Here is a 25160-nt window from a genome sequence, read left to right as displayed (position 1 = left end):
CCAAGGATCAACCGCGATCGGGATCCCGCCTTGCCGCCTCGCAACGCCTTCAGGAGATTTCGGATGGCTCAAGTTTCAACCTCTCGCCGCGCCGTACTGATCGGCCTGCCTCTCGCCGCCCTGGCCGGCGGCGCCCAGGCCGCGTCGGACAAGCGGATGACCGCCTACAAGACGCCCTGGTGCGGCTGCTGCGGCGGCTGGATCGCCCACATGCGTCAGGCCGGCTGGACCGTGGAAGTCATCGAACGAGAGGATCTGGCGCCCACCCGGGCCCGGCACGGCATTCCCGACCGATGGGCGAGCTGCCACACCGCCGTCGTGGGCGCCTACGCCATCGAGGGCCATGTTCCCGCCGGCGATGTCGACCGGCTGCTGCGCGAACGTCCCGCCGCCCGGGCGCTGAGCGCCCCCGGCATGCCAGCGGGCTCGCCGGGCATGGAAGCCGCCGGCCGCGAGCCCTACACGACTTTGCTGATCCTCAATGACGGCTCAACCCGCGTGTTCGGCCGACACAACGGGGCCTGACGGCCCTGGTCCTCTCTAAGACAGACGCGCGGTTCGGTCAGCGGAGTAGAGACCGGCCGCGGAGCCAAGGAAGGTCCCGGTCAGGGGCCAGGGCGACGATCAACTGGCGGGCGTTGGAGCCGGCTGTATGGTCATGGGTCCCGGCGTCTTGGTGGTCGTGCCAGACCATCAAACCGCCCCCTCCCGCCCCTCGGACTCCTTGCGGGCGTCCTCCAGGATTTCAAGGCCGCCCTTGACCGCGATGCCGGCCACGATCAGCCCGACGACCAGGTCAGGCCAGGCCCGGTCGAGCCACAGGACCAGTCCGCCTGCGACCAGGATGCCGCCATTGGAGGCGAAGTCGTTGAGGCTGAAGGTCTCGGCCGCGCGCATGTTGACGTCGTCAGTTCGAATCCGCCGGAGCAGGCCAAGGCAAATCAGGTTCACCACAGCGGCGACCAGCGCCATGCTCATCATCGTCCAGCCGACAGGCTCGGTTCCGAACCACCAGCGCCGACCGACGTCGATCAGCACCCCGGCCGCGAAGAGAAGCAGCAGGACGCCCGAAATGCGGGCGGCGCCGCGCTTCCAGGTCGCCGCCCTGCCCACGGCCAGGAAGCTGATCAGGTAGACCGCCGAGTCCGACGCGTTGTCGACCGCATTGGCGAGAAGCGCGCTCGAGTCGGCGATCAGCCCCCCTACACCGAGCCCTAGAAACAGCAGGCCGTTGAGGATCAGGACCAGGAGCAGGGTTCGGCGTTGCTCATGATCTTCCGCGCTGAAACCCGTCAATCGTCCACTCCTTCCGAGGCCCGATGCCGAACCGCCTTGGCGGCGAACGTCGGCAAAACCAGCAGTGTCAACGCCGTGGCTGTCAAAAGGCCGCCGATCACGACCGTCGCCAGCGGCTTCTGCACCTCGGCCCCCGCCCCGTGAGCCAGGGCCATGGGAATGAAGCCGACGATGGCGACCAGCGCGGTCGTCAACACCGCGCGCAGGCGGCTAGACGCGCCCTCGATGGCCGCCTCGCGTGGCGCCAGGCCGGCCGTCAGGCGTTCGCGGATCGCCTGCATCAGCACCAGACCATTGAGGGTCGCCACGCCCGACACGGCGATGAAGCCAACGGCGGCCGAGACCGAGAACGGCATGCCACGCAGCAACAACGCCAAGGCCCCGCCGACGAGGGCCAAGGGCACGCAAGCGAAGACCAGGCCGGCCTCGGCGAAGGAGCCCAGCGCCAGGAACAGCAGAACCCCGATCAGGATGAAGACGATGGGGATGACGACGCTGAACCGCTGTTCGGCCCGTTTGAGGTTCTCGAACTGACCGCCCCAGTCGAGGTAGAGCCCCGCCGGAAGATCAATGCGCGACACCTTCGCCTCGGCGTCGGCGACGAAGCCCCCGAGGTCGCGACCGCGCACATTGGCCTGGACCACCATCCGGCGGCTGCCGTTCTCGCGGCTGATCTGGTTCGGGCCTTCGGCGACCTGAATGCGGGCGACCGAGGAGAGCGGCACAATGACGCCGGAGGGCGACACAACGGGTAGGGCCGCGAGGGCCGCGGGATCGTTGCGGGCGGCGTCGGGAAGACGCACCACGACATCGAAGCGGCGATCGCCTTCGAAGACGCGACCAGCCTCAGCGCCGCCCACGCCGACCGACACCGCCTCGCTGACGTCGGCCGCCGAGAGGCCGTAGCTCGCCGCCGCGAAGCGGTCCACGCTCACCGTCAGCGTCGGCAGGCCGGAAGCCTGTTCGACACGAACGTCCGCGGAACCCGGAGTTTCACTGAGCGACGCCGCGACCTGATCGGCGACTCGCTGAAGGGTGGCGAAGTCGTCGCCATAGACCATGACGGCCACATCGCTTCTCACGCCCGAACTCAACTCATTGAAGCGCTGCTCGATCGGCTGGCTGAATTCGAAGACGTTTCCGAGCTGACCCTGTGCGATCGCCTCCAGACGCTCCACGAGGTCTTCCTTCGCCAAGCCCGGGTCGGGCCAGTCGCTTCGATCCTTCAGCATGATGATGGCGTCCGACACATTGGGCGTCATCGGATCGATCGCCACTTCGGCGGTTCCGGTTCTCGAGAAGACCGAGCGCACCTCCGGGGCGGCGAGCAAGGCGCGCTCAAGGCTCCGCTGCATCCGAAGCGATCGATCGAGAGAGGTGGCCGGCGGCTTGACCACGAACATGGAGACGTCGCCCTCATCAAGGGTGGGGATGAACTCCCGTCCGAGCGCCATGAAGGACATGGCGCCGACCGCCACGGCCGCCACGGCCGAGATCAGCACGACCTTCGGCCGCGCGACCGCCGCCTGGATGGCAGGCTCGATGTGGCGGCGCGCGAAACGGAGGATCCAGGTCTCATGTTCGGCCGGACGACCGTCAGGACCCAGTTGCACCGCTTTTGGGTCGCGCACGAGGAGCGCAGTCATGGCTGGCACGAAGGTGAAGGAGAAGATGAACGCGCCGACGAGCGCCAGCATGACGGTGGCGCCCATGGGCTGGAACGTCTTGCCCTCTACGCCCTCCAGCATCAGCAGCGGCGCGAACACCAGCAGGATGATCAGCTGACCGAAGGCGGCCGGCTTGATCATCTGCCGCGCCGATTGCACGGCCACATCGAGCCGCTCGTGGCGGGTAAGCATGCGGCCGAGCGCGGCGCGGCGCTGGGTGAGCAACAGCAGGGTGTTTTCGATGACGACCACGCCGCCGTCGACCATCAGCCCGAAGTCCAGCGCCCCGAGGCTCATCAGATTTCCGCTGATTCCGAACCGGTTCATGCCGATGACGGCGAACAGGAAGCTGAGCGGGATCATCAGGGCGGTGATGGTCGCGGCGCGGATGTTGCCCAACAACAGGAACAGCACCACCACCACCAGCAGCGCGCCCTCGGTCAGGTTGCGGGCGACGGTGGCGATCGTCGAGTTGACCAGTTCGCTGCGGTTAAGCACCGGCGCGGCGACGATGCCGGGCGGCAGGCTGTCGTCGACCTCCGCCAGCCGCTCGGCGGCCGCCTCAGCGACGGTGCGGCTGTTGCCGCCGGCGATCATCAGGGCGGTGCCGAGCACCGCCTCGTGACCGTCCCGACTGCCAGCACCGAGCCTGGGCGCCTGTCCGATCTCCACCGTGGCGACATCCGCCACGCGCAGCACCAGACCGCCGCGATTGACGACCGGCGCCTGGGCGAGATCGTCCACGGTAAGGGCGAGCGCATCAGTGCGCACCACCAGCGCTTCGCCGGCGCGGTGAACATAGCCCGCCCCAGCCTGGGTGTTGGCCCGTTCCAGCGCCTCCACCAGATCGCCGAGACCCAGTCCATAGCTGGACAGCCGGGCCACGTCGGGACGAACGGCGTATTCCTTCACATAACCGCCGATCGTATCGACGCCCGCGAGTCCTTCCGTCCCGCGCATTTGCGGGGCGATGATCCAGTCCTGCACCGTCCTAAGGTATGTGGCGCGCTGCTCCGGCGTGGTCAGCCGTTCGCCTTCCGGCGTCAGATAATGACCGCCCGGCTGCCAGCCGGGCTGGCCCGGCCGCGCGAGGTTGCGGCTATTGAACGGCGTATAGTCGACCGTCCACATCAGAACCTCGCCCAGTCCGGTGGTGATCGGCGCCAGATTGGGCTCGACGCCGTCGGGCAGGCCCTCGCGAGCCGAAGCCAGGCGCTCGGCGACCTGCTGGCGGGCGAAGTAGATGTCCGTCTGGTCGGTGAAGACCGCGGTGATCTGGCTGAAGCCGTTGCGCGACAGAGAGCGGGTGCTGGTCAGGCCAGGGATGCCAGAGAGCGCGGTCTCGAGCGGGAAGGTCACCTGCCTTTCGATCTGCTCGGGCGCGAGCGCCGGAGCGACCGTGGTGATCTGGACCTGCCGGCTGGTGATGTCCGGCACCGCGTCGATCGGCAGCCGGGTCAGCTCGAACAGCCCCAGGCCGGCGACGAGGGCGACGGCGATGACGACGAACCAGCGGAACCGGACCGACGCCGCGATGATGGCGTTGAACATGCGCGTCGCTCTCTATTCTTCTTCTTCGGCCTCGCCCTTGGCGAGCTCGGCTTTCAGGAGGAAGGCGTTGGCGCCTGCGATGCGCTCCGTTCCGACAAGGCCCCGAAGAATCTCCGTCCGGCCGCCGGCCTGGCGGCCCGCCAGCACCGGCGCCGCGCGGAAGCCCTCTGCCGTGCGCACGAAAACCACGGTAGCCCCCTCGAGGGTCTGCACCGCTTCGGACGGCACCGTCAGGCCGCCTGCGACCTCGCCGGTGACGATCGATGCGCTGACTGCGGAACCGGCGGGTGGAAGGCCGCCTCCCGTCGGGCGCGCGCGGATGATCGTGGCGCCGCTTTCGGCGCCGGCCCCGGCGGCGACGCCGGTGACCACGGCGTCGAACTCGCCGGACGCCCCCTGAACACGCACGGGCGAACCGGTGCGCACCAGGGCGGCAAGGGCCGGAGGCGCGTTGAACACGATCTCGACGCGCGCCGGGTTGGTGACCTCGGCGATCACGCCGCCTTGGGCGGCGAAGCCGCCCGGCCCCACCAGAACACTCGTGACGACGCCATTGATCGGACTGGTGACGCTGAGTCGGCCGGAAGCGCTAGGCGAGCCGGCGGCCGAGACCCTTGCGCGGGCGGCGCGAGCGGACGCCTCGGCGCTGAGCGACTGGGCCCGGGAGGTCTCGACATCCTGACGGGCGACAACGCCGGCCTGCTCCAGATTGCGGTCACGGTCATACGCGCGCCGGGCGGCGTCGGCGGACGCCACGGCGGCGTCGGCGTCCGCGCGGTAGGCGGCGGCGTCGCCGCTGACCAGCACGGCCAAGGGTTGGCCGATGCGAACCGACTGACCGGGCGCGACCAGCACCCGCTCCACGCGCCCGCCGACCGAGGCGGCGACCGCGGCCCGCGCATCGACCATGGGCTCCACTCGGCCGGCCAGCCGTGTCTCGCCCCCGCCGCCGCCGGTGACCGTGACGACCGCGATGCCTGCGGCCTGGATTTGGGCGGGCGACAGCACGACGACGCCCTGCTCCCCGCCCTCTTCCGCGTGGCCCGCCTCCTCCTCGGCGGAGCCTGCCTCGCCTTGAGCCGCGGCGGGCTGTCCGCTCGGACCGAAGACCGTGTAGAGCCCAGCCCCGCCAAGGACGACGACGGCGGCGGCTCCGGCCATGAGCCAGGTCTTGTTGATCGACGAGGGGCGCTTCATTGCGATGTTCCAAACGGGGCGCGGCCTTGCAGGCGCGCGAGGTCGATTTCAGCGCGGGCGCGCGCGAGGCGAGCGTCCACGGCGGCGTTGCGAGCGGAGATCAGGGCGGCGCGAGAGGAGCGAAGCTCGAGCTGCGAAATGCGTCCGGCCTCGAAGCCGATCCGGGAGAGCCGATAGGCCTCCTCGCCGGCCGCGACTCCGGCGTCCCCGGCCCTGACACGGCTGACCGAGGCGCGGAGGCGAGCCTCGGCGGCCTCGCGGTCGGCTTGCGCCTCCTGCCGGGCGCCCATCAGCCTGGCGTCGGCCGCGCGGAACTCGGCCTGCGCCGCATCGATGTTGCCGCGGTTCCTGTCGAACAACGGCAGAGGCAGGCTGAGGCCGAAAGTGAAGGCGGTGGCGTCCTCGGCTTCGTAGCGCCGCACGCCCACCGAAGCGCGCACATCGGGGCGGACCCGCACCCGCTCCACGTCGATTCGGCGCTCGGCGGCCGCCCGTTCCGCCTCGGCCACGCGAACTTCGAGGGTCCCCTCTGCGTCCACGTCGGCCAGCCCCGCCGGGGTCCGGTCGATCAGGCTGACGTGAATGGAGGTGACCGGCGTCGGCAGCATGGCGATCGCGGTCAGCCGGGCGAAGGCGGCGTCGCGTTCGGCCTCGGCCTCATCCAGCGCCGCGCGGGCGGCCGCGGCCTCGCTCTCGCCCTGGATGCCGCGCAGCAGGGGCTCACGGCCCTCTTCCACAAGGGTCAAGGCCGCTCGCGTGTCGGCGATCGTGACGGTCAACGCCTCTTCGGCGAGGGCGAAGCGACGTTCCGCAGCCTCGGCCTCGGCGTAGACCAGGGCGAGGCGACCGGCGGCTTCGACTGAGGCCAGATCACGACGCAAGGCGGCTGTTCCGGCTTCGGCCCGGGCCACCTCGACCCGGGCGCCGCGGCGGCCCCACAGCTCCAGATCCTGGCTCAGCGACAGGGTGGTTTCGGCGTTGTCGTAGCCTTCGAAAGGCCCACTGCCGAAGGCGTTCTCCGCCTCCAGGCCGAGTTCCGGATTGGGCCGGACGCGGGCCTGGCGCACCCGCGCCTCCGCCGCGTCGAGCACGGCGTCGGCCTCCAGGGTCACGGGCGTCTGTCCGAGGCGCGCGAGCAAGGTCTCGTAGGCCGGGGCGGGATCGGCCCAAGCTGGGCCGGTCAAGGCGGCCGCGAGGACGGCCACGGCGCAGACCGCCGCGAAACGCGGCCGACGTCGGTGAGGGTATGGCATGGGCTGTATCCCGAGTGGTTGACGTGGAAGGGCGCGGTCGCGCGCGATCCCGTCAGGCTTGGGGGGGGCGATCCAGCCCGGCCGGCGCGCATGAGCGCAGCGGCTGCTCGGCCGCCAGGCGTCGCGGTTCGCGACGAGGCGTCGGGCCGGCGGTCATGTCGGGGGCGTCCACGGCGGGGACGCCGCCATATTGACAGTGGCCATGCGCGCAGATCGCGTCCTGGTCCCGTCCGGCGCCTGAATCGGTGTCGGACGGTTCGCCGACGACGGTTTGCGCGGCATGGGAACCGGCCGCCTTAGGCGTGCAGGCGGCGGCGTCGACGACGGAGGTCAGGACAAAAAGGCCCACGAACGCCGCCAGAAGCGTCGCCATCAGCCCATGCCTGAACGAGGCGAGTCCCATGCGCCCCCATAGCACGGGCCGCCGCGCCGGCAATCGCCCGATGGTCGCAAGCCGGGTCCCGGGGCGGCGCGGATCGCTCATCGGTCGTCTGTCAGTTCTTGCCGTGACTGGCGCACGATCGACCAAGCTGACTGAAGGAAGACGCCGGCGAGGATCACACCCGCGGCCAGATCGGGCCATCGCGAGCCGGTCAGCCACACAAGGAGGCCCGCCCCTGCGACGGCCAGACTTTCGATCAGGTCGTTGCGAGTGCATAGCCAGACCGACCTGACGTTGGCGTCGCCCTCTCGATAGCGCACGAGCAGCACGGCGGCGACGGCGTTCGCGACGAACCCGAACAGCCCCAGGCCCGTGATCACCTCGCCCTCCGGCGGCGCGCCGGAGACCGCCCGCCAGACGGCGAAGACCAGGATGCCGACGGCCAGGAGGCCGAGGCTGGCGCCCTTCAGGAGCGCCGCGCCCGCTCGCACCCGCACGGCCTTGCCGATCGCCCAGAGACTGATGGCGTAGGTGGCGCTGTCCGCGAGGAAGTCGAGCGAGTTGGCGGCCAGCGAGGCCGAGCCCTGAACCCAAGCTCCGCCAACAAGCGCCATGAAGGCGATGAAGTTGATGGCGATCACGGTGAGCAGGACGCGGCGGTAGGCCGGCGTGGCCCCGTCGAACTTGACGGCTACGGTGCAACCGCAGCCGTCGCTGGCGACGGACGTATCGCCCGGTGTCGTTTCGGCCATGCCGCTCTCCGCACATGATGCGAGAACGGTATAGATGCTCTAGCCGCTAGAGGATCAACACCCTATTTTTCGACCATGACCAGTTCCTACGCCTCACGCCCAATGTCGATCGGCAAGCTGTCGGTCGCCACGGGCGTCAAGATTCCGACGATCCGGTTCTATGAACAGATCGGTCTGCTGCCCGAGCCGCCGCGGACCGCGAGCGACCGCCGACTTTATGACGACGCCGCCCTGCGGCGGCTGTCGTTCATCCGCCATGCGCGCCAGCTGGGGTTCGATCTGGACGCCATCCGGTCCCTGCTCGATCTTTCGGATCATCCGGACCGGTCCTGCGACGAGGCCAGCACCATTGCGGAACGGCACCTTGTGAACGTCAGCGAGAAGATCGCTCAACTCCAGGCGTTGCGCACGGAGTTGACGCGCATGACCGCTGAATGCGCCGGCGGTCGGGTGTCGGCGTGCAAGGTGATCGAGGTGTTGCACGATCATGATCTGTGCACGGCGGGGCACGACCGGACTTCTTCAGTCGCACACCCGCGGGCCTGAGCGGAACGCCATCCCCGCGAAAGGACGGTCGCTGTCAACCAAATGATGCTGCTCTATTGGTCGAGCGGTCGGGACATCCTCAAGCGCAAGCGACGCGCGGCTGGCGGCGCCAACAGATCTCGCGGTCAGAAATCGGGACCCCGACTCGCATCGGGGTCGGCCGCGGGCAGTTGCGCCATCGTCTCCGAGGGCGGCCAGGTGATTGTGTTGAAGCGAGGCAGTAGAGCGAAGAAGGTTTCAGCCGGTCCGTCATGGGCAAGGAACAGCGGACTGAAAGGGTCCATCGGCGTGATATCGAGCAGCCCCCCCTTCTTGTCCTTGAGAAGCGAGTGCGCGGCCAAGCGGAGATGATAGCCGTCGTCTGCTTCGATCAACCACCCATGGACGGGGACCGTATGGTGATCTTCCGACGCCCACCGAGCCGCGTTTGAATGGCAGTCGTTTCGTCGAGGCGAGGTTCCGTCTCTAAAGACGACCACCGGGCGCCCGGGGCTCTGAGCCTCGGAGCGACGCCGCTTGAGCGCGTCGAAGTAGGTGACGTCCTGCTCCGTTAGAAGGATGGTCATGCTCGCGGCGGGGCAAGCGCGGGGGCGACATAGGACTGGAGTAGCCACGGGCCCGCGTACTCCAGGGCTGCCACCTGCTCGTCCATGTCTGCGATCGTGCGGATTTCGTGGAGGCAGTGACTGACATGGGCGCGCAACAGTTCCAGCGCATCAAAATAGTCCTGGCGCACTTGGGGATCCCGCCTGAAATCGCTTGGAAGCCCTGGGGTCGGGTCGTCGCCGGCCGCCCTTAGCCGCTCCTCATAGGTGACGAACTGGCGGATTCCCTGCCGGATCATATCGATCATCAGGAACAACGGTCCGTCCTGGAAATCAGAAAGCGCCACCTGTTGGTCGACCAGAATGGCGCGGATTTCCTGAAGGGAGGCCAGAGAGGCGTCGATGCAGTTGTCGCAGCATTCGTGGCTGCTCAGGACGCGACGATCCCGCAGCCGGATGACGATCTCGCGCGCTGCCGCCTTTTCCCGATCCCTGGGACTGACGGCGACGCTGACGAACGGGAGGTTGAGCGTCACGTCGCCGACGTGATTGCTCGCCATGCGCTTCGCTCGGGCGATGAACTGCGACACGTCGAATTGGAAAGGAATGGCTCCGCTTCTCATGCTCTCACTCTAGCTTGCAGCTGCGCGTCACCGCGCGAAAATTCAGCACAGTCGCGCGCGCACGCCGTTCCCCTGCCGCGGCGCTCTCTACTCGAAACCTATACGACGCGAGTTCGCCTTGCCTCTGATCGAAGCCGCCGGCTCGGCGGATCTATCAGGACGCCGGGGAGGTTGTGCGTGGCGAGGCGGGCTGCCTGCACCTCGAGTCTGCGCAAAGCGGCCCTCGGCCCCGCCTTTAGGCGCGCCACGTCAGGATCGATCGCCATTAGGTCGTCCAGCAGCGTCCGGCTCGTGCTGTTCAACCACCGGGACAGGTCCGCCGATGGCCGCCTCCCCCGCCCGACGACGCCGCTCAAGACGAACACCGACAGCTTGTCCTGCGCGCTCCTCAGATGGTCCCGCATCAGCTTCGACCGGGTGATATAGCCCGGATTCACGCCGGGCAGCGCGTGGTTCATCAGGAGATGCATGTCCACCTCGGAAATCTCCGCGGCCTGGCCCAGCGTGCGGTAGGTCTGGCGCAGGTCGTTGCCCCAGTGGCTGAGGACCGTCCGCTTCTCCTTGTGCTCTTCCATGTGACCGCTCGGGCTGTCGCTCGGGAACAGCCAGACGCATCCGCTCTGCGGATAGATGACGGGGCCGATGCGGCGCAGGCGGAAAATGGATTCCATCATCGCGCGGGACAGCGGGATGTCGAAAGCCTTGGCCGTCCCGCCCTTGGGCGCGCGGATATGCATCACCCGCTCGCGCAGATTCAGGTCTTCGATGCGGACGCATTTCAGCGCTTCGGGCCGCGACCCGCAGAGCAGCATCAGGAGGTGGTATTCGCGCCGGATCGGATTGGGCACGGCGGCGAGTTGCTCGAACCAGGCCGGCAGGTCCGCCACGCCCATGGCCGTGTCCTTGCGCTTCTCGGGATTCCAGTCGATCGCCAGGGCGGGGTTCTCGGGCGGCAGCGCACGGCAGGTTTTTCTGGCGTGGTTGTAGACGGCCCGGAAGCTGCGCATGGCGCCGTTGGCGATCGAAGGTCCGTTGTCGGCCGAGATTCTGTCATGGCGATCCGCCAACAGCCGCGGCTCGTCTCCGATCTTGGACAGAGGCCAGTCCAGCCAGTCGGCGAACAGCCGCTCCATGTGGTCCTTGTAGAGCCGGAGGGTCGCCTTGCTCCGTCCTTTCCGCTCCAGATGGGAAACCCGGAACCGCGTCCAGGCCTCCCGCAGCGTCGGTATCGCCGCTGACGCGTCCGGCGGGGCCGGCGGTTCGGGCGGCGCGGGCCGCGGGTCGTCGCCGTCCGCGATGCGACCGAGCAGCGTCTTGGCCTTGGCGCGCGCGTCCCGGGCGGACAGCTCGCCGACCTCCGCCACCTTCATCCGGATGCTTTTCCGCTGGCCGTCTGCGCGCAGATCGGCCTGGATCATGAAGCTCTTGGTGCGGCTTCCGATGAGGACGAAGAAGCCGCCGAGATCGGTGTCGCGGGCGCGATACTGACCGGCTTGGGCGAACGGAAGACCGATCAGGTTCTTGTCCGTGAGCGGCAGTCTGAGGTCGGGCATGTTGCTAACTCGAAGGCCATTAGAACGGCGTTTTCGAGGGCGTTTAGAACGGCGTTAGAACGGTGAACTTCTCTCGCCGAGTCTGTATCGGGCGCCTGCGAAAAACTACGACGAGTTGCGCACGGCTACCATAAAAGTCAATTAGGCCAATGGCTTGTGTCGCGCTCTGGCGGGTGTTCGGCGGCATTCGGAAAGGTCGGGAACGACCTCTCTTAATCAGCGGGTCCACGGTTCGAGCCCGTGATCACCCACCATTCGCTTTCTTCTTCCAGCGACAGACAGCCAGGCGCCCTGCCCCTTGGGAGCGAGGCTCAGGCTGCCGGTGACGGTTCCGCAGCGGTCGGAAGGTTGGCGGCGCGGCGCCGGGCGCGCAGATAGATAATCGGGGTCGCCAGGGTCCGCAGGACGGACAGGGCGAACGCCAGCCCGTAAAGCCGGATGCCCACCAGAAAGATGTCGCCGTTGACGGTGGACGGCGCCAGCGGCTCCGCAACGATGAGGCCGGTGATCGCCTGCAGGTCCCGGGGGCCGAGGAAGAACAGGAAATAGCCGACGGAACCGGCGATCCCCTCGCGCAGGAAAGTCTCGACCGCCTCCAGCACGCCCAGATCGCCGAACAGGGTTTGCTGCGCCGGCGCGGGCGCAAGGGCATAGCTGACGCCCATCAGGGCGAAGATAACGAGGAACAACACCAGGCGCGCCGCATAGGCCCCGGACAACAGGGCCATGGTCTGCCCCGGCCGCAGGCGCTGGATCAGGGAGGCGCGCTTCCGCTCACCTTCCCCAACGTCGGGGATCAGGTCCGGAAAGGTCAGGCTCAGGATGGCGATGAACCGTCCGATCAGGTCCGCCAGCACAACGGCGATCACGACCAGAAAGGCCATGGACGCCACGGTGACCTCGGCCAGCAGTGCATTGACCGTGGCAGAGAGACCGAAGATCGCCACCACGGCGATCACCACGAAAGAAATGATCGAGCCCTCCACCGTGCGGCGGACGAGATTGATGATCCCCAGCATCGAGAGCCCCCTGTCGTCTCGTGAAAGAGGTTAACACCTAGCACAGGGTGCGCCGACGCCCGAACCCGCTCGCAACGAAGTCGGGCGCCGGTCTGGCTTCAGCGCCCGCCCTGGGCGGTCGGGCCGGCGTCACGCACGTAGCGATTCAGCCAGTCGGTCATCTCCCACAGGGTGTGCATCACCGACTCCCGGGCGCGATAGCCGTGGTCCTCGGCCGGCAGAACCACATAGCGGGCGACCGCGCCGTGACCCTTCAGCGCCGCATAGAAGCGCTCGGACTGGACCGGGAAGGTGCCCGAGTTGGAATCGTCGGCCCCGTGGATCAGCAGGATCGGCTCATTGACCTGATCTGCGTGCATGAAGGGGCTCATGACGTTGTAGGTCTCCGGCGCTTCCCAGTAGGTGCGCTGCTCGGCCTGGAAGCCGAAGGGCGTCAGGGTGCGGTTGTAGGCGCCCGACCGGGCGATGCCCGCCCGGAACAGGTCCGAATGGGCCAGCAGGTTGGCGGTCATGAAGGCGCCGTAGCTGTGCCCGCCCACGGCGATGCGGTCCCGGTCGGCCACCCCGCGCTCCACCACCGCATCCACCGCCGCCTGGGCGCTGGACACCAGCTGTTCCACATAGGTGTCGTTGGGCTCGGCGCCGTCCACGCCGACGATGGGCATGGAGGGGTTGTCCAGGATCGCGAACCCCTGTGTCAGCATGAACAGGTGGCTGGAGCCGCCCGGCCGCACGAAGCGGTTGCCGGTGTCCACCACCTGGCCGGCCACGGCGGCGTCGGTGAACTCGGCCGGATAGGCCCACATCAGCAGCGGCAGCGGCCCGTCCCGGTCCTTGTCATATCCGGCGGGCAGATAAAGCGTGCCTGACAACTGGACGCCGTCTGCCCGCGTGTAGGTGATGGTCTCGCGCGTCGCCTCGGCCAGTTGCGGCGCGGGATCGGGGAAGTCGGTGATCGCGCGAGGGTCCGCCGCGTCGAGATCGCGCACATAAAGGTTCGGCGGCTCGGTCAGGCTCTCGCGCCGGGTCAGCAGCACCCGGCCCTCGTCATCCAGCAGGCCCGAGACGGTCTCGTAGTGCGTCCGGGACGAGGTCCACAGCCGCTCGGTCTCGCCCGAGGCCAGATCCATGCGGCCCAGGAAGGGGAAGGCGCCCTCTCGTGTGGCTCCGGCGCCGGTGGTGAACACCCCCTGCCCGTCCGGCGTCATGTGCATGACGCGGAAGCCCTCGGGCGTCGGGCGCGTCATGGGCGAGCCGGGATCGTTGTAGCGGTCCTGATAGTTGCGCTCCAGCAGCAGCCGCCCCTGCCCAGGGTTGGAGGGATCCACCAGCCAGCGGGTCTCGTGCCGGGTGTTGAACCAGCGGCTCGACACCATGGCCAGATCACCCCGGCCCCAGGTCACGCCCGCATAGCGTTCGTTCAGGTCGATCAGCACCTGGGGCGGGGCGTCGAACGGCGCCGCCTGCATGAAGACCCGATCACGCACCTCGGCCTCGCGGCGGGAGTCGCCGCCGTCCTGGGCCTCGGTCCAGACCAGGGTGGCGGGGGCGTCAGCGCGCCATTGCACCGAGCGCGGGCCCTCCGCCACCGAGTCGAAGGGCGTCGGCACATTGTCGCGCAGGGGCAGGTCGGCCGCCTGATGGATCAGATTTCCGCCCAGGTCCGTGACGAGGACCTCCGTGGGGAACAGCCGCGCCGGGACATTGTAGCTGTACGGGCGCTTCAGCCGGGTCTGCAGGATGTGGCGTCCGTCCGGCGAGATGGCCGCCCCGGCGATCAGCCCCGGCTCGCCGACCATGCGGGCGGGCGAACCGTCCACCGGGACCAGGGCCAGCTGGGCGGTGAAATAGTGGTCGAACAGGCGCTCGTCGCCCGGCGTGGACAGCAGGTCCTGATAGGTGCGGTTGGGCGCCGCCTGCCCCGTCGTCTCCTCGATCACCGGACCGGTGGGGGCGGCGGTGACGTCGGGCGCGGCGCCGCGCCCCTCGGGGACCAGCCGGGCCAGAACGGCGGAACTGTCGGGCGTCCAGTCCAGCGCCGTGCTGAAGGCGGCGTTGATGGTCGGACCGGTCAGTCGGCGCGCCTGCCCGGTCGCGGCCTCCGCCACCCAGAGCTCCAGCCCCTCGGGCGCATCGGCCAGGAAAGCCATGAAGCGGGAGTCGGGCGACCAGCCGCCGGCGATGAAGCGCTGACCTTCAGCCAGGGCCACCACACGCTGCTCGCCCGTGGCCACGTCCTGGAACGTCAGGCTGTTCAGCCATGCGGTGCGGCTGTTGGCCGGACCGTTGTTGCGCGGATTGATCCGGTATCCGGCCAGGCGCAGATCGTCTTCGGCCACCTCTGCGATGGAAGGCAGGTTCGAGCGTCCAAGCAGGGCCAGGGTCTCCCGGTCCGGACTGATGCTGGGCGCCGGCGCCGGATCGGTGTCCAGAATCTGGGCGATCGGCGCAGGGGGCATGCGGTAGGCGGGGGCGTCCTGGGCCAAGGCGGCGGGCGCCAGAACGACCGCAAGGATGGCTGCGGCGCAGACTGCGCCGGTGACGAACCGCTGATGCATGTGGAGAACTCCCGAACCGATGAGGCCGCCAAGCTAGAGCGGCGAGGCCCGAGGTCAAGCACGCAGCGGGGTTGTCTTCGCAATGCCCCGGCGTGCCCCGGTCAGCCGTCGGAAGGCTGTTGGGTGGGCCGCAGGATCGACAGGTCATAGCCCAGCTCCCGGGCGCGGGTCATGATCTGGTCGCGCACCTGCTCCGACGGCTGGGGCGTGCGGCTGAGCAGCCAGAGATAGCGGCCCGAGCCCTCGCCCACGATGGACCACGAATAGTCCTCGGCATGATCCAGGATCCAGTAATTGCCGAAATAGAAAGGACCGAAGAACGACACCTTGAGCTTGGCGTTTCCGCTGCCGTCGACCACCTTCGCCTTGCCCGTGACGGACCTGACCTCCCCGTCCAGACTGTCCTGACGACAGGTGTTGACCACGCCGATCAGTCCATCCTCGCGCAGGCTGTAGTCAGCGGTGACGCCCTCGCAGCCGCGCTGGAACCCGGCCTCATAGCGACCGATCTCGTACCAGCGGCCCAGATAGGCGTTCAGGTCGACGGACTGCGCCGGTTCCGGAACGGCCGGATTGCCCACGGGCCCTGTCTGGAGGGTGGCGCAGGCGCCGAGCAAAAGGGCGCAGGCGGCGATGGCGGTCAGGGCGAACAAGGGTTTCATGTGCGTCGAAACGACGGACAAGCGCGGCGGTTCCGGAGGCCGCATACGCCCGGCGCTCACGTCGGCGGCGGCGCGTCTTCCTGACCGATGAAGCGCTGGTCGCGGGCGGTTTCATAAACCTCGCGGACACCCTGGCGGGGCTGATCGGCGCCCAGCTGGCTGATCTGGGCGGTCCAGACGTCGGCCAGTTGCTGGACCGTAGACGGGATCCAGCCCGGCTCCTGCTGGCGGGCCCAGGACTGGATCGAGACGCTGTTGAAGATCAGCAAAAACAGCCCCGCGAAGACGAGGGTGCGGCTGGTCCAGCGCCGGTCGCGGGCGGCCTCGCCCTCCTCGTCCAGCGGTGGTTCCGGCGGGAAAGCGTACCGGCCCAGCGTCTTCAGGCGCGGCTCACGCGTGGGCAGGTCGTGGGCGTCAGCGGACTGAATCCAGTCGTTGCGTTCGTCCGGCGCCACCTCGGGCGCGGGCGCGGGCGTCGGGTCCTCCGCCGCCAATTCCTGACCGCGCGGCGGAAAGGGGTCATGCTCGCCGGCCGGGAAGGGCGCGGGCTCGTCGGGGTCTTTCGGCTCGTTCGGGTCCATCGGTTATGCCAACGCCTAGAACTGGAAATAGATGAAGGGCGCCACGCCCTCGGGACGCACGGCCTCCACCAGCAGGATCATGATCCCCACCAGCACGCCCATGGTGATGGCCGGGGCATCCTTGACCCGCACGGCCAGTCCTTCGACCGCCCGGGGCGGCAGCCAGTGCATGGCGACGCCCCCCACGATCAGCGCCAGCAGGAAGGGCGTCAGCACCATGATCGGCGCCATGCGGGTCAGGCCTTCCAGCATCTGCATGGCCAGGTCGAAGCTCTCGGCGCGGAACAGGATCCAGCCCAAGCAGACGATGTGAAAGGTGACGATGACGCCCAGCCAGTGCGGCAAGCCCGCCTTGCCGTCCCGGAAGTGACGCCAGACCCGCTCCACCGCCTGCACCGCGCCGTGCAGGGCGCCCCAGGCGATGAAGGTCCAGGCCGCCCCGTGCCACAGCCCGCCCAACAGCATGGTGATCATGATGTTGATGCACGACGACACCAGACCCTTACGCCCGCCCCCCAGCGGCACGTACAGATAGTCCCTGAGCCAGCTGGACAGGCTGATGTGCCAGCGCCGCCAGAACTGCTGCATGGAATGGGCGCGGTAGGGCTGGTCGAAATTGCGCGGGAAGGAATAACCCAGCAGCGCCGCCAGCCCGATGGCCATGTCCGAATAGGCCGAGAAGTCGCAATAGATCTGCACCGCATAGCCATAGGTCGCCGCCGCGATGTCCAAAGCGCCATAAGCCGACGGGTCGAAGAACACCGGGTCCACCAGCCGCACGGCCAGCTCGGACGCGATCACCGTCTTCTTGAACAGCCCCCAGGCGATCAGCAGCAGGCCGTGGGCCGCCATCTCGCGGGTCAGGCGCGGCACCCGGTCGAACTGGGGCAGCAGGTCCGAAGCCCGCACGATGGGCCCGGCCACCAGATGGGGGAAGAAGGACATCAGCAGCATGACGTCCACCAGCGAGCGCGCCGGGGGCGTCTTGCCCCGGTGCACGTCCACCACATAGCTGATGCCCTGGAAGGTGAAGAACGAGATGCCAACGGGCAGGACGATCTGCAGCAGCGGCGCGTCCCGCTCCCAGCCGAACTGGTTCAGAAGCTCGATGGCCTGTTCGACGAAGAAGCCGTAGTATTTGAAAACGCCCAGAATGATCAGATTGATGGCCACGCCCAGCGCCACCAGCCATTTTCGTCGGCCCGCGTCGTCGCTGGACGCGATCAGGGCCGCCACGCCCCAGTTCAGAATGGCAGAGGCGATCAAGAGGCCGACAAAGCGCCAGTCCCACTGGGCGTAGAAGAACCAGCTGGCCAGCAGCAGGAAGATCTTGCGCCGCCCGTTCTCCCGATCCAGCGACCAGGCGGTGAAATAGACGAACAGGAAGAAGATCCCGAAGGCCAGGGTGGGGAACAGCATGGGCTATTCCTCCGCGGCGGCCGGGACGGCCCTCGCGCGCCAGGCGGCGGTCAGGTCTTCGGACAGCATCTGTCCGATCCAGTCGCCCCCGGCGGAGTTGAAATGCACATGGTCGCCCCGCATCAGGGGCTCATACGCCGTGGCCAGCCGGTGCGCTGAACAGTCCCCACCCATGCGTGCATGCCAGTCCCAGAACGCCACACCCATGTCGGCGGCGACCCGGCGCTGCACATCCCGGACCAGCGGCAGCTCGCGGGGTATGCGCCACAGGCTCTCTTCGTCGCCGCAGGTTCCGCCGCCTTCCGGCCGCTGGGCGTCCGGCGCGCCCAGGATCAGGATGTCGGCCTGAGGCGCCAGCGTCCGCAGCTGGGTGATCTGGCCGCGCAGCAGGGGCTCATAGGCGGCGGGGTCGAGGAAGGGATCGAAGCCCTCGTTGGTGCCGAAGGCCAGAATGATCAGGTCCGGTCGCCAGGCGTCCAGCTCGGCGCGCACCACCGCCGGATCGCGCACGGCCAGGTCTCTCAGGGTCGCGCCGATGACGCCCAGCGCCGACACGGCGACGCCGGGGCCGTCGGCGAACGCGCCCACGGAATGCAGGTCAACTGCGCCGGTCCCGCCGATTATGGTCGCCGCGCGCGTCGGTTCTTCCAGCCGCACCTCGCGGCAGGCGGCGCCGGGAACCGGCTCCGCGAAACTGACCGCCGTCTCGCTGAAACCCGCCCGCACCGTCAGGCTCCCGGCGGCGGGGCCGGTGGCTGCGCACAGCACCACGCGGCTGAAGGCGGCGGAGCCCTCGGCCTCGATGCGCAGGGACGATCCCTCGCCCCAGATCAACGCCCGCGATCCGCTCAGTCCCACGCCGGCCATGGCGTCCGAACCCGGCGACGGGGTCACGGCGGTCCACGCCTGTTCGAACAGCTCCACCTGACGGGGTTGATAAAGGGGATAGGGCTTGCCGGGCGGCAGGACGCCGCGCCCGCCCCGGCCGATGCTGTTCTGCAGGCGCGACCGCAGCGAGGCGGTGATCAGATCGCCTACCGTGTGGCTGTCGCCCAGTTGCAGGATGTGCACCGGCCGCTCGCCTTCCCCGGCCTGGGCCGCGTCCAGGGCGGCGAAGAAGCGCGCCAGGGTTTCAGGGCGTTCGAGAGCGGTCATGGAGTCCTGCGCGGCCGCTGGCGTGATCATCGTCATGAGCGCCGCGACCAGCCCGGCCAGCCGGGCCGGTCTCACCCCGCGGCCCCGTCCGCCGCCCCGTCCATTATGCGGTTCAGGCCCGCGTCGGCGCGCAGGCGCTCGGTCACCGGCTCGGTCAGGCGCAGATAGCCGGCCATGGACATGTGGATGCCGTCGTGGGCCCGCATCAGGCGGCGACGTCCGTCAGAGGCTGCCAGATAGGCGTCGTAATCGCCGCCCTCGTTGGAGGTCAGGGCCACGGTGTCGATATAGGGCACGTCCAGCGCCGCCATGCGCCCGGCCACAAGCTCGTTGATCTGGGCCATGCGCCCGTCGAAGGACTCCCGTTTCATGCGCGGCAGGCCGACCCAGTAGACCGCCACGTCGTTCTCGCGCAGCAGGCCCACCAGATCATCCACCCGCCGGGCGTAGATCTCGCGCCAGCCCGGCGTGCCGAACTGGTGGATCACCCCGTCGTGCTCGATGGCCTGGGCGTCGTTGGTGCCGAACATGACCACCGCCGCGTCGATGGGCTGTTCGCGCAGCTGGCGGGCGGTCTTGTCCTGAACGTTCACATAGTCATAGCGCGACAGGCCGGTGGAGACCTCGGCCATGCGGACCACGCGGACGCCGTCCACGTCGCGCAGATCGCGATAGACGCCGGTCCACAGGCCGTCGGCCATGGAGTCGCCGATCACTCCCACCACCAGCTCGCCCTCGGCCAGACGCCGGCTGAGCGGGGTGATGCGCGGGGCGGCGGGAGCGACAGGTTCGGGCCGGGCCACGGCCGCCGTCACTTGCGGAGCGGGCGGGCTGGCCGATGCGTTGGCCGAGCCCAGCATGAGGGTGGGGTTGCGCAGCCAGCCGCGACCGTCCGGCGTCAGGGCCAGGCCCATGATCACCCCCACGATCAATGCCGCCGTCAGTGCGTTGATGCTGGCGCGCAACCCTATCGCCCCCCGGAAACCAGACTGGTTCACGGCCCCCTGTTAACCCAACAAGGGATCAGCGTGCCAGCCCGAACCCGTCTCAGGCGAGGGAAAAGGTTAACGCAGCTTGCGCGGGGCGAGCCGGATCAGCCCCAGCGCCCCTCGGCCCAGCTGGCGGCGAAATAGCCCGCCGTGGATGCGCTGGCGGTCAGGACCGTGCCCCAGATGATGTCGATGATCGTCATCTTGGTGGACCAGACGGCCAGGGTCGCCTGGTTGGTCAGGTCATAGGTCGCATAAGCCACCAGCCCCAGCACCGCCCCCGTGATCAGGGCGCGGGTCCAATGGCCGTCCTTCAGCGCCGGCGCGATGGCCAGGAAGACGACCCCGAACAGATAGATCAGGTAGAAGGCAACCGCCGCCACCATGTTCGGCTTGTCGGCCATGATCGGCCCGATGGTCGGGCGGTACAGCCGGTCAGCCATGGTGGTCAGCCACACTGCGTCGATGGCGGCGAAGGCCACGCCCGCCCCCACATAGGCGGCTACATATTTGATCATCGGTCGTCTCCCATTATTCCATCAAACGAACGGCTTGAGCCGGTAGTGGCTGACGCCCCAGGTGCGCCCGCCGTCGTCGCCGAACAGGCCGGCCGTGGCCATGAAGAAACGCCGCCAGCGCCGCGCCCACAGCTTCGCATCCGCACCATAGGTCTGGCGCATCAGCTCCATGACCTCGCCCTTGTGGGCGTCGAAATTCTCCAGCCAGTGGTCGGCGGTGCGCTGATAGTGCTCGCCGGACCAGCGCCACTCCTCCTCCACCTCGAACAGGTCGGGGAACTGGCGGATCAGACGGTGGCTGGGCATCACGCCGCCGGTGAAGAAATGCTGGGCGATGAAGTCGCCGCTGTCGGTATGGTCGAAGCGATAGGGCGCGTCCTTGTGGGTGAACACATGGATGAACATCCGCCCATCCGGCTTCAGCCAGCCGCGCGCCCGTGTCAGCAGCTCGCGCCAGTTGGCCATGTGCTCGAACATCTCCACCGAGACGATGCGGTCGAACCGTTCGCTGGTCTGGAAATCGTTCATGTCGCGGGTGACGACGGTCAGGTTCTTCAACCCCAGGGCCACGGCCGCAGCCTCGATGTGGCCGCGCTGGCTCGAGGAGTTGGACACCGCCGTGATCCGCGCGTTCGGATAGCGCTCGGCCATCCACAGACTCAGCGAACCCCAGCCGCAACCCATCTCAAGAATTGACTGGCCGTCCTTGAGGTCCGCGTGCTGGCAGGTTTCCGCCAGGGCGAATTCCTCGGCCTCGGCCAGGGTCTCGCCGCCGGTCGGATACAGGCAGCAGGAGTATTTCAGGCGCGGTCCCAGACACAGGCGGAAGAACTGCGGCGGCAGCTCATAGTGCTGCTCATTGGCCGCGTCGGCGTGCTCGGCCACCGGCCGGGCGGCCATCTGGCAAGCGAAGTCGAACTCCGTATGGGGCGGGTCCTTGGCCAGGCGCTTCCTGGCCTCGGCCACCAGGCTGGCCACCGCAGGACGGGTCACGAAATCGGGAAAGGGGGCGTCCTGCAGACGGCGGATGGCGGCATTGGCCAGATTCATTCGGAACGGCTCCTAAGGCGCGGCATTTCAGTGCATATACGGCGCAGCTTCACATCCGGATGTCATCCGGCGGGCGCGGCGGGCCGTAGCTGTTCGTGAAGCCCGTTCGGACCCGGAGGTTCCCTTTGCCGCCCCATCTCGTCGCCTCCAGTGACGCCGCCCCCGGCGAGCGCAAGCGCATCGCAGTGGTGGGCTCTGGCATCGCCGGCCTGTCCGCCGCCTGGCTGCTGGGCAAGGCCCATGATGTGACGCTGTACGAGGCCGAGGATCGCATCGGCGGCCATTCCAACACCGTGGACGCGCCTTCGCCCCACGGGCCGGTGGCGGTGGACACCGGCTTCATCGTCTACAACGAGGCCAACTACCCCAATCTGACCGCCCTGTTCGCGCACCTGAATGTGCCCAACAAGGCGGCCTACATGTCCTTCGCTGTTTCGCTGGACGGGGGAGCGCTGGAATATTCCAGCCACGGAGTCGACGCCCTGTTCGCCCAGAAGCGCAACTACGCCAGCCCCCGCTTCTGGCGCATGATCGGCGACGTGCTGCGCTTCCAGAAGGAGGCGCCCGCTGATCTGGCCGAGCTGGAAGCCAGCGGAGAAACCCTGGACGCATATCTGGACCGGCGCGGCTATGGCCCCCTTTTCCGGGACGCCCATCTGCTGCCCCAGGCGGCGGCCATCTGGTCCTCGTCCATGGCCCAGATGAGCGACTATCCGGCCGCATCCTTCGTGCGCTTCTACATGAACCATAACCTGCTGACCTATGACACGCGGCCCACCTGGCGCACCGTGGACGGCGGCAGTCGCGAATATGTCCAGCGCATCCTGGCCGACTTTTCCGGCACAGTCCGCCATACACGGGTGACCGGCGTGGCGCGCGGGCGCGACGCGGCGGCGGTGCGGCTGCCGGACGGCTCGCTGGAGCGGTTCGACGCCGTGGTGCTGGCGGTCCACTCGGATCAGGCCCTCGCCCTTCTGGAGGCGCCCGCCGCCGAGGAACGTCGCCTGATCGGCGCCGTCCCCTATCAGAAGAACCGCGCCGTCCTGCACCGTGACGCCGCGTTGATGCCCAAACGCCGCAAGGCGTGGGCCGCCTGGAATCACCTGGGTCATAGCGACCGATGCGGTGAGGGCGGCGTCACCTACTGGATGAACGATCTGCAGTCCCTGCCCGGGCCCAACCTGTTCGTCAGCCTGAACCCGGCGCAGGAGCCGGACCCCGCCACGGTGCTGGGCGAATGGGACTATGAGCACCCGGTGTTCAACCGCGCCGCTGTCGCCGCGCAGCGCGAGCTGTGGTCCCTGCAGGGCGCGCGCAATGTGTGGTTCTGCGGCGCCTGGTTCGGATCGGGCTTCCATGAGGACGGCATCCAGTCCGGCCTGGCTGTGGCGGAACAGCTGGGCGGCGTACGCCGCCCCTGGAGCGTCGAGAACGAGAGCGGTCGCATCCACGTGGCCACGCCCCAAGGCGTTGGGCGAAGCGCCTCCATGAGTCGGCCTGCGGTGCAGGTGGCCTGATCCCATGCTGAAGGCCGCCTCGCCTGACGCCAGTGCGCTCTATGTGGGGCGGGTGATCCACGAGCGCATGCACGGCATCCGGCACCGGCTGGCCTACCGGGTCTATATGCTCTTGCTGGATCTGGACCACATCGAGGACCGGCGGCCCAGCCTGCTGGGCCGGGGACGGTTCGGCCTGATGAGCTGGCGCGCCGCCGACCACGGCGACCGGTCCGGCCGCCCGCTGCGCACTCAGGTGGAGGGGCATCTGGCCGAGGCGGGCATCGACCTGGCGGGAGGGCCGATCCGCCTGCTGACCATGCCGCGCATCCTCGGCTACGGCTTCAATCCGCTGAGCGTCTTCTTCTGTCACCGCCCGGACGGGACGCTGGCGGCCATCCTGTACGAGGTCACCAACACCTTCCATGAGCGCCACAGCTATTTGATCGCAACGCCCGCCGGGGACGGCCCGGTGCGCCAGAGCGCGGACAAAACGTTCTTCGTCTCCCCCCTGATGGACATGGATCTGACCTATGATTTCACCGTGCGCCCGCCGGGCGAGGCGGTGGGCGTCACCATCGCCGTGCGCCGGGGCCAGACGCCGATCCTGACCGCCAGTTTCGCGGGCGAACGACGCCCCCTGACCAACGGCGCCCTGATCCGCGCCTTCGTCACCCACCCGCTGCTGACCTGGAAGGTCATGTGGGGCATTCACTGGGAGGCGGCGGTCAGCCTGATCAAGGGCGCGAAGTATCGCTCGCGCGGGGCGCCCCCGTCCCAGCCTGTGACCTTGGGTTCGGCGCGCTGACCGGGTAGACAGTCGGTCTTGCCCGCGCGGCCGCCTCCGGCTAGGAAGCGCGCAGGCCGCGTTATTCATTAGTCGGTGAAAATCAGGGACGCCAGGGACGCACTCATGGGAAAAATCTATCCTGACGCTAAGGCCGCGCTGGAGGGCCTGACGTTCGACGGCATGACCGTCATGGCGGGCGGCTTCGGCCTGTGCGGCATTCCCGAGAACCTGATCGCCGGCCTGAAGGCGTCGGGCGTGAAGGGCCTGACCGTCATCTCCAACAATGCGGGCGTGGACGGCTTCGGCCTGGGCCAGCTGCTGGAGACGCGCCAGATCAGGAAGATGATCAGCTCCTACGTCGGCGAGAACAAGGAGTTCGAGCGCCAGTATCTGGCTGGCGAGCTGGAGCTGGAGTTCAATCCCCAAGGCACCTTGGCCGAGCGCATCCGCGCGGGCGGCGCGGGCATCCCCGCCTTCTTCACCGCCACCGGCGTCGGCACCCTGGTGGCCGAGGGCAAGGAAGTGCGCAATTTCGACGGCCGCGACTATGTGATGGAGACCGGCCTCGTCGCCGACCTGTCGATCGTCAAGGCATGGAAGGCTGACGAGCGCGGCAATCTGGTGTTCCGCAAGACCGCCCGCAACTTCAACCCGATGATGGCCACCGCCGGCAAGGTCTGTCTGGTGGAGGTGGAGGAGATCGTGCCCACAGGCTCGCTGGACCCTGACCACATCCACACCCCGGGGATCTATGTGGACCGCCTGATCCAGGGAACCTTCGAGAAGCGCATCGAACAGCGCACCGTCCGTCAAAAGGAGAGCGCATAATGGCCCGCACCCGCGAACAACTGGCCGAACGCGCCGCCAAGGAGCTGCAGGACGGCTTCTATGTGAACCTGGGCATCGGCATCCCGACCCTGGTGGCCAACTACATCCCCCAGGGCATGACCGTGACCCTGCAGTCGGAGAACGGCATGCTGGGCATGGGGCCGTTTCCCTATGAGGATCAGGTGGATCCGGACCTGATCAATGCGGGCAAGCAGACCATCACCGAGATTCCCGAGAGCGCCTATTTCAGCAGCGCCGACAGCTTCGCCATGATCCGGGGCGGGCACATCGACCTGTCGATCCTCGGCGCCATGGAAGTGGCCCAGAACGGCGACATCGCCAACTGGATGATCCCCGGCAAGCTGGTGAAGGGCATGGGCGGCGCCATGGATCTGGTGGCCGGCGTCAAGCGCGTGGTGGTGGTCATGGATCACGCCAACAAGCACGGCCAGTCAAAGGTGCTGAAATCCTGCACCCTGCCGCTGACCGGAACCGGCGTGGTCAGCCGCATTATCACCGATCTGGCGGTGTTCGACGTAAAGCCGGACGGATCGGGTCTGGAGCTGGTGGAACTGGCGGACGGCGTCACCCTGGACGAGGTACGCGAGAAGACCGAAGCCGACTTCACGGTTTCCGAAAAGGTTAGTTCGCTGGCATAGTGGCGTTCCGCCGGGCGAAAGACCCGGATGTTCAGGACGTGGAGGGGTCAGTGTCAGACGCGCGAACCGAG

Annotated in this window: 24 protein-coding genes; 6 read left to right on the top strand and 18 right to left on the bottom strand. The window is 68.2% G+C overall.

Annotation, left to right across the window (positions count from 1 at the left end):
• Positions 1-63 precede the first annotated feature (63 nt).
• Entirely contained in the window at positions 64-525 is a 462-nt protein-coding gene (locus tag ACI8U3_RS13440; RefSeq protein ID WP_415015389.1) for a DUF411 domain-containing protein, read from the top strand.
• Positions 526-693: 168 nt separating this feature from the next.
• Here ACI8U3_RS13440 and ACI8U3_RS13435 read toward each other — a convergent pair whose 3' ends face one another.
• From ACI8U3_RS13435 to ACI8U3_RS13410, 6 genes are all read right to left on the bottom strand, one after another.
• Positions 694-1296 (bottom strand): cation transporter, encoded by a 603-nt coding sequence (locus ACI8U3_RS13435; RefSeq protein WP_415015388.1) that lies wholly within the window; start codon positions 1294-1296, stop codon positions 694-696.
• Positions 1293-4514 carry an efflux RND transporter permease subunit gene (locus ACI8U3_RS13430; RefSeq protein WP_415015387.1) on the bottom strand — a complete coding sequence of 1074 codons (3222 nt, stop codon included), beginning with the start codon at positions 4512-4514 and terminating at the stop codon, positions 1293-1295. The genes ACI8U3_RS13435 and ACI8U3_RS13430 overlap by 4 nt, the downstream gene beginning before the upstream one ends.
• 12 nt (positions 4515-4526) lie before the next feature.
• Complete coding sequence (locus tag ACI8U3_RS13425; protein WP_415015386.1) at positions 4527-5711, bottom strand: efflux RND transporter periplasmic adaptor subunit; 1185 nt, start codon at positions 5709-5711, stop codon at positions 4527-4529.
• Entirely contained in the window at positions 5708-6916 is a 1209-nt protein-coding gene (locus ACI8U3_RS13420) for a TolC family protein (protein WP_415015385.1), read from the bottom strand. The genes ACI8U3_RS13425 and ACI8U3_RS13420 overlap by 4 nt, the downstream gene beginning before the upstream one ends.
• 100 nt (positions 6917-7016) lie before the next feature.
• Positions 7017-7337: a hypothetical protein gene (locus tag ACI8U3_RS13415; protein WP_415015384.1), complete on the bottom strand. Its 321-nt coding sequence runs from the start codon at positions 7335-7337 to the stop codon at positions 7017-7019.
• 107 nt (positions 7338-7444) lie between these two features.
• On the bottom strand, positions 7445-8098 hold the full coding sequence (locus tag ACI8U3_RS13410) for a cation transporter (protein WP_415015383.1): 654 nt from the start codon (positions 8096-8098) through the stop codon (positions 7445-7447).
• 75 nt (positions 8099-8173) lie between these two features.
• Here ACI8U3_RS13410 and ACI8U3_RS13405 point away from each other — a divergent pair, with 75 nt between their 5' ends.
• A complete protein-coding gene (locus ACI8U3_RS13405; RefSeq protein WP_415015382.1) occupies positions 8174-8644 on the top strand; it encodes a MerR family transcriptional regulator in 471 nt (156 codons plus the stop codon).
• A 125-nt stretch (positions 8645-8769) separates the two neighbouring features.
• Here the strand turns inward: ACI8U3_RS13405 and ACI8U3_RS13400 are convergent, their stop codons facing one another.
• The 12 genes from ACI8U3_RS13400 to ACI8U3_RS13345 all read right to left on the bottom strand — a co-directional run bounded on the left by ACI8U3_RS13400 (position 8770) and on the right by ACI8U3_RS13345 (position 21316).
• Positions 8770-9018, bottom strand: coding sequence for a hypothetical protein (locus ACI8U3_RS13400; RefSeq protein WP_415015381.1), 249 nt, complete (start codon positions 9016-9018; stop codon positions 8770-8772).
• A 188-nt stretch (positions 9019-9206) separates the two neighbouring features.
• Positions 9207-9812, bottom strand: coding sequence for a hypothetical protein (locus ACI8U3_RS13395; protein ID WP_415015380.1), 606 nt, complete (start codon positions 9810-9812; stop codon positions 9207-9209).
• Positions 9813-9910: 98 nt separating this feature from the next.
• Positions 9911-11365: an integrase arm-type DNA-binding domain-containing protein gene (locus ACI8U3_RS13390; RefSeq protein WP_415015379.1), complete on the bottom strand. Its 1455-nt coding sequence runs from the start codon at positions 11363-11365 to the stop codon at positions 9911-9913.
• A gap of 311 nt (positions 11366-11676) precedes the next feature.
• Positions 11677-12384, bottom strand: coding sequence for a hypothetical protein (locus ACI8U3_RS13385; protein ID WP_415015378.1), 708 nt, complete (start codon positions 12382-12384; stop codon positions 11677-11679).
• A gap of 98 nt (positions 12385-12482) precedes the next feature.
• Positions 12483-14942 (bottom strand): prolyl oligopeptidase family serine peptidase, encoded by a 2460-nt coding sequence (locus ACI8U3_RS13380; RefSeq protein ID WP_415015377.1) that lies wholly within the window; start codon positions 14940-14942, stop codon positions 12483-12485.
• Between the two features lie 101 nt (positions 14943-15043).
• The gene (locus ACI8U3_RS13375; protein ID WP_415015376.1) at positions 15044-15604 is read right to left on the bottom strand and encodes a lipocalin family protein; all 561 of its coding nucleotides are present in this window, start codon (positions 15602-15604) and stop codon (positions 15044-15046) included.
• Positions 15605-15660: 56 nt separating this feature from the next.
• Positions 15661-16185: a hypothetical protein gene (locus tag ACI8U3_RS13370; protein WP_415015375.1), complete on the bottom strand. Its 525-nt coding sequence runs from the start codon at positions 16183-16185 to the stop codon at positions 15661-15663.
• A gap of 15 nt (positions 16186-16200) precedes the next feature.
• Positions 16201-17604 carry an MBOAT family O-acyltransferase gene (locus ACI8U3_RS13365; RefSeq protein ID WP_415015374.1) on the bottom strand — a complete coding sequence of 468 codons (1404 nt, stop codon included), beginning with the start codon at positions 17602-17604 and terminating at the stop codon, positions 16201-16203.
• Between the two features lie 3 nt (positions 17605-17607).
• A complete protein-coding gene (locus ACI8U3_RS13360) occupies positions 17608-18759 on the bottom strand; it encodes a GDSL-type esterase/lipase family protein (RefSeq protein WP_415015373.1) in 1152 nt (383 codons plus the stop codon).
• A gap of 71 nt (positions 18760-18830) precedes the next feature.
• Entirely contained in the window at positions 18831-19724 is an 894-nt protein-coding gene (locus tag ACI8U3_RS13355) for a DUF459 domain-containing protein (RefSeq protein ID WP_415015372.1), read from the bottom strand.
• A gap of 128 nt (positions 19725-19852) precedes the next feature.
• Positions 19853-20266, bottom strand: coding sequence for a DUF2177 family protein (locus ACI8U3_RS13350; protein WP_415015371.1), 414 nt, complete (start codon positions 20264-20266; stop codon positions 19853-19855).
• Positions 20267-20287: 21 nt separating this feature from the next.
• Positions 20288-21316 (bottom strand): SAM-dependent methyltransferase, encoded by a 1029-nt coding sequence (locus tag ACI8U3_RS13345; RefSeq protein ID WP_415015370.1) that lies wholly within the window; start codon positions 21314-21316, stop codon positions 20288-20290.
• A 125-nt stretch (positions 21317-21441) separates the two neighbouring features.
• Here ACI8U3_RS13345 and ACI8U3_RS13340 point away from each other — a divergent pair, with 125 nt between their 5' ends.
• The 4 genes from ACI8U3_RS13340 (at position 21442) to ACI8U3_RS13325 (ending at position 25089) form a co-directional block, all read left to right on the top strand.
• On the top strand, positions 21442-22833 hold the full coding sequence (locus ACI8U3_RS13340; RefSeq protein WP_415015369.1) for an NAD(P)/FAD-dependent oxidoreductase: 1392 nt from the start codon (positions 21442-21444) through the stop codon (positions 22831-22833).
• A gap of 4 nt (positions 22834-22837) precedes the next feature.
• On the top strand, positions 22838-23620 hold the full coding sequence (locus ACI8U3_RS13335; protein ID WP_415015368.1) for a DUF1365 domain-containing protein: 783 nt from the start codon (positions 22838-22840) through the stop codon (positions 23618-23620).
• A gap of 105 nt (positions 23621-23725) precedes the next feature.
• Positions 23726-24430, top strand: coding sequence for a CoA transferase subunit A (locus ACI8U3_RS13330; protein ID WP_415015367.1), 705 nt, complete (start codon positions 23726-23728; stop codon positions 24428-24430).
• Entirely contained in the window at positions 24430-25089 is a 660-nt protein-coding gene (locus tag ACI8U3_RS13325; RefSeq protein ID WP_415015366.1) for a CoA transferase subunit B, read from the top strand. The genes ACI8U3_RS13330 and ACI8U3_RS13325 overlap by 1 nt, the downstream gene beginning before the upstream one ends.
• Positions 25090-25160 lie beyond the last annotated feature (71 nt).

Origin of the sequence: Brevundimonas sp., assembly GCF_047617075.1 — a bacterium.
GTDB lineage: Bacteria > Pseudomonadota > Alphaproteobacteria > Caulobacterales > Caulobacteraceae > Brevundimonas.
The sequence above is the reverse complement of the archived record's forward strand: the minus strand, read 5'-3'. Positions and strand labels throughout refer to the sequence as shown.

Coding starts and splice junctions, on each gene's coding strand:
- ACI8U3_RS13380 (WP_415015377.1), bottom strand. CDS start 14,942: ATGCATCAGCGGTTCGTCACCGGCGCAGTCTGCGCCGCAGCCATCCTT.
- ACI8U3_RS13330 (WP_415015367.1), top strand. CDS start 23,726: ATGGGAAAAATCTATCCTGACGCTAAGGCCGCGCTGGAGGGCCTGACG.
- ACI8U3_RS13375 (WP_415015376.1), bottom strand. CDS start 15,604: ATGAAACCCTTGTTCGCCCTGACCGCCATCGCCGCCTGCGCCCTTTTG.
- ACI8U3_RS13335 (WP_415015368.1), top strand. CDS start 22,838: ATGCTGAAGGCCGCCTCGCCTGACGCCAGTGCGCTCTATGTGGGGCGG.
- ACI8U3_RS13365 (WP_415015374.1), bottom strand. CDS start 17,604: ATGCTGTTCCCCACCCTGGCCTTCGGGATCTTCTTCCTGTTCGTCTAT.
- ACI8U3_RS13430 (WP_415015387.1), bottom strand. CDS start 4,514: ATGTTCAACGCCATCATCGCGGCGTCGGTCCGGTTCCGCTGGTTCGTC.
- ACI8U3_RS13395 (WP_415015380.1), bottom strand. CDS start 9,812: ATGAGAAGCGGAGCCATTCCTTTCCAATTCGACGTGTCGCAGTTCATC.
- ACI8U3_RS13350 (WP_415015371.1), bottom strand. CDS start 20,266: ATGATCAAATATGTAGCCGCCTATGTGGGGGCGGGCGTGGCCTTCGCC.
- ACI8U3_RS13370 (WP_415015375.1), bottom strand. CDS start 16,185: ATGGACCCGAACGAGCCGAAAGACCCCGACGAGCCCGCGCCCTTCCCG.
- ACI8U3_RS13415 (WP_415015384.1), bottom strand. CDS start 7,337: ATGGCGACGCTTCTGGCGGCGTTCGTGGGCCTTTTTGTCCTGACCTCC.
- ACI8U3_RS13425 (WP_415015386.1), bottom strand. CDS start 5,711: ATGAAGCGCCCCTCGTCGATCAACAAGACCTGGCTCATGGCCGGAGCC.
- ACI8U3_RS13390 (WP_415015379.1), bottom strand. CDS start 11,365: ATGCCCGACCTCAGACTGCCGCTCACGGACAAGAACCTGATCGGTCTT.
- ACI8U3_RS13360 (WP_415015373.1), bottom strand. CDS start 18,759: ATGACCGCTCTCGAACGCCCTGAAACCCTGGCGCGCTTCTTCGCCGCC.
- ACI8U3_RS13405 (WP_415015382.1), top strand. CDS start 8,174: ATGACCAGTTCCTACGCCTCACGCCCAATGTCGATCGGCAAGCTGTCG.
- ACI8U3_RS13440 (WP_415015389.1), top strand. CDS start 64: ATGGCTCAAGTTTCAACCTCTCGCCGCGCCGTACTGATCGGCCTGCCT.
- ACI8U3_RS13410 (WP_415015383.1), bottom strand. CDS start 8,098: ATGGCCGAAACGACACCGGGCGATACGTCCGTCGCCAGCGACGGCTGC.
- ACI8U3_RS13385 (WP_415015378.1), bottom strand. CDS start 12,384: ATGCTGGGGATCATCAATCTCGTCCGCCGCACGGTGGAGGGCTCGATC.
- ACI8U3_RS13345 (WP_415015370.1), bottom strand. CDS start 21,316: ATGAATCTGGCCAATGCCGCCATCCGCCGTCTGCAGGACGCCCCCTTT.
- ACI8U3_RS13325 (WP_415015366.1), top strand. CDS start 24,430: ATGGCCCGCACCCGCGAACAACTGGCCGAACGCGCCGCCAAGGAGCTG.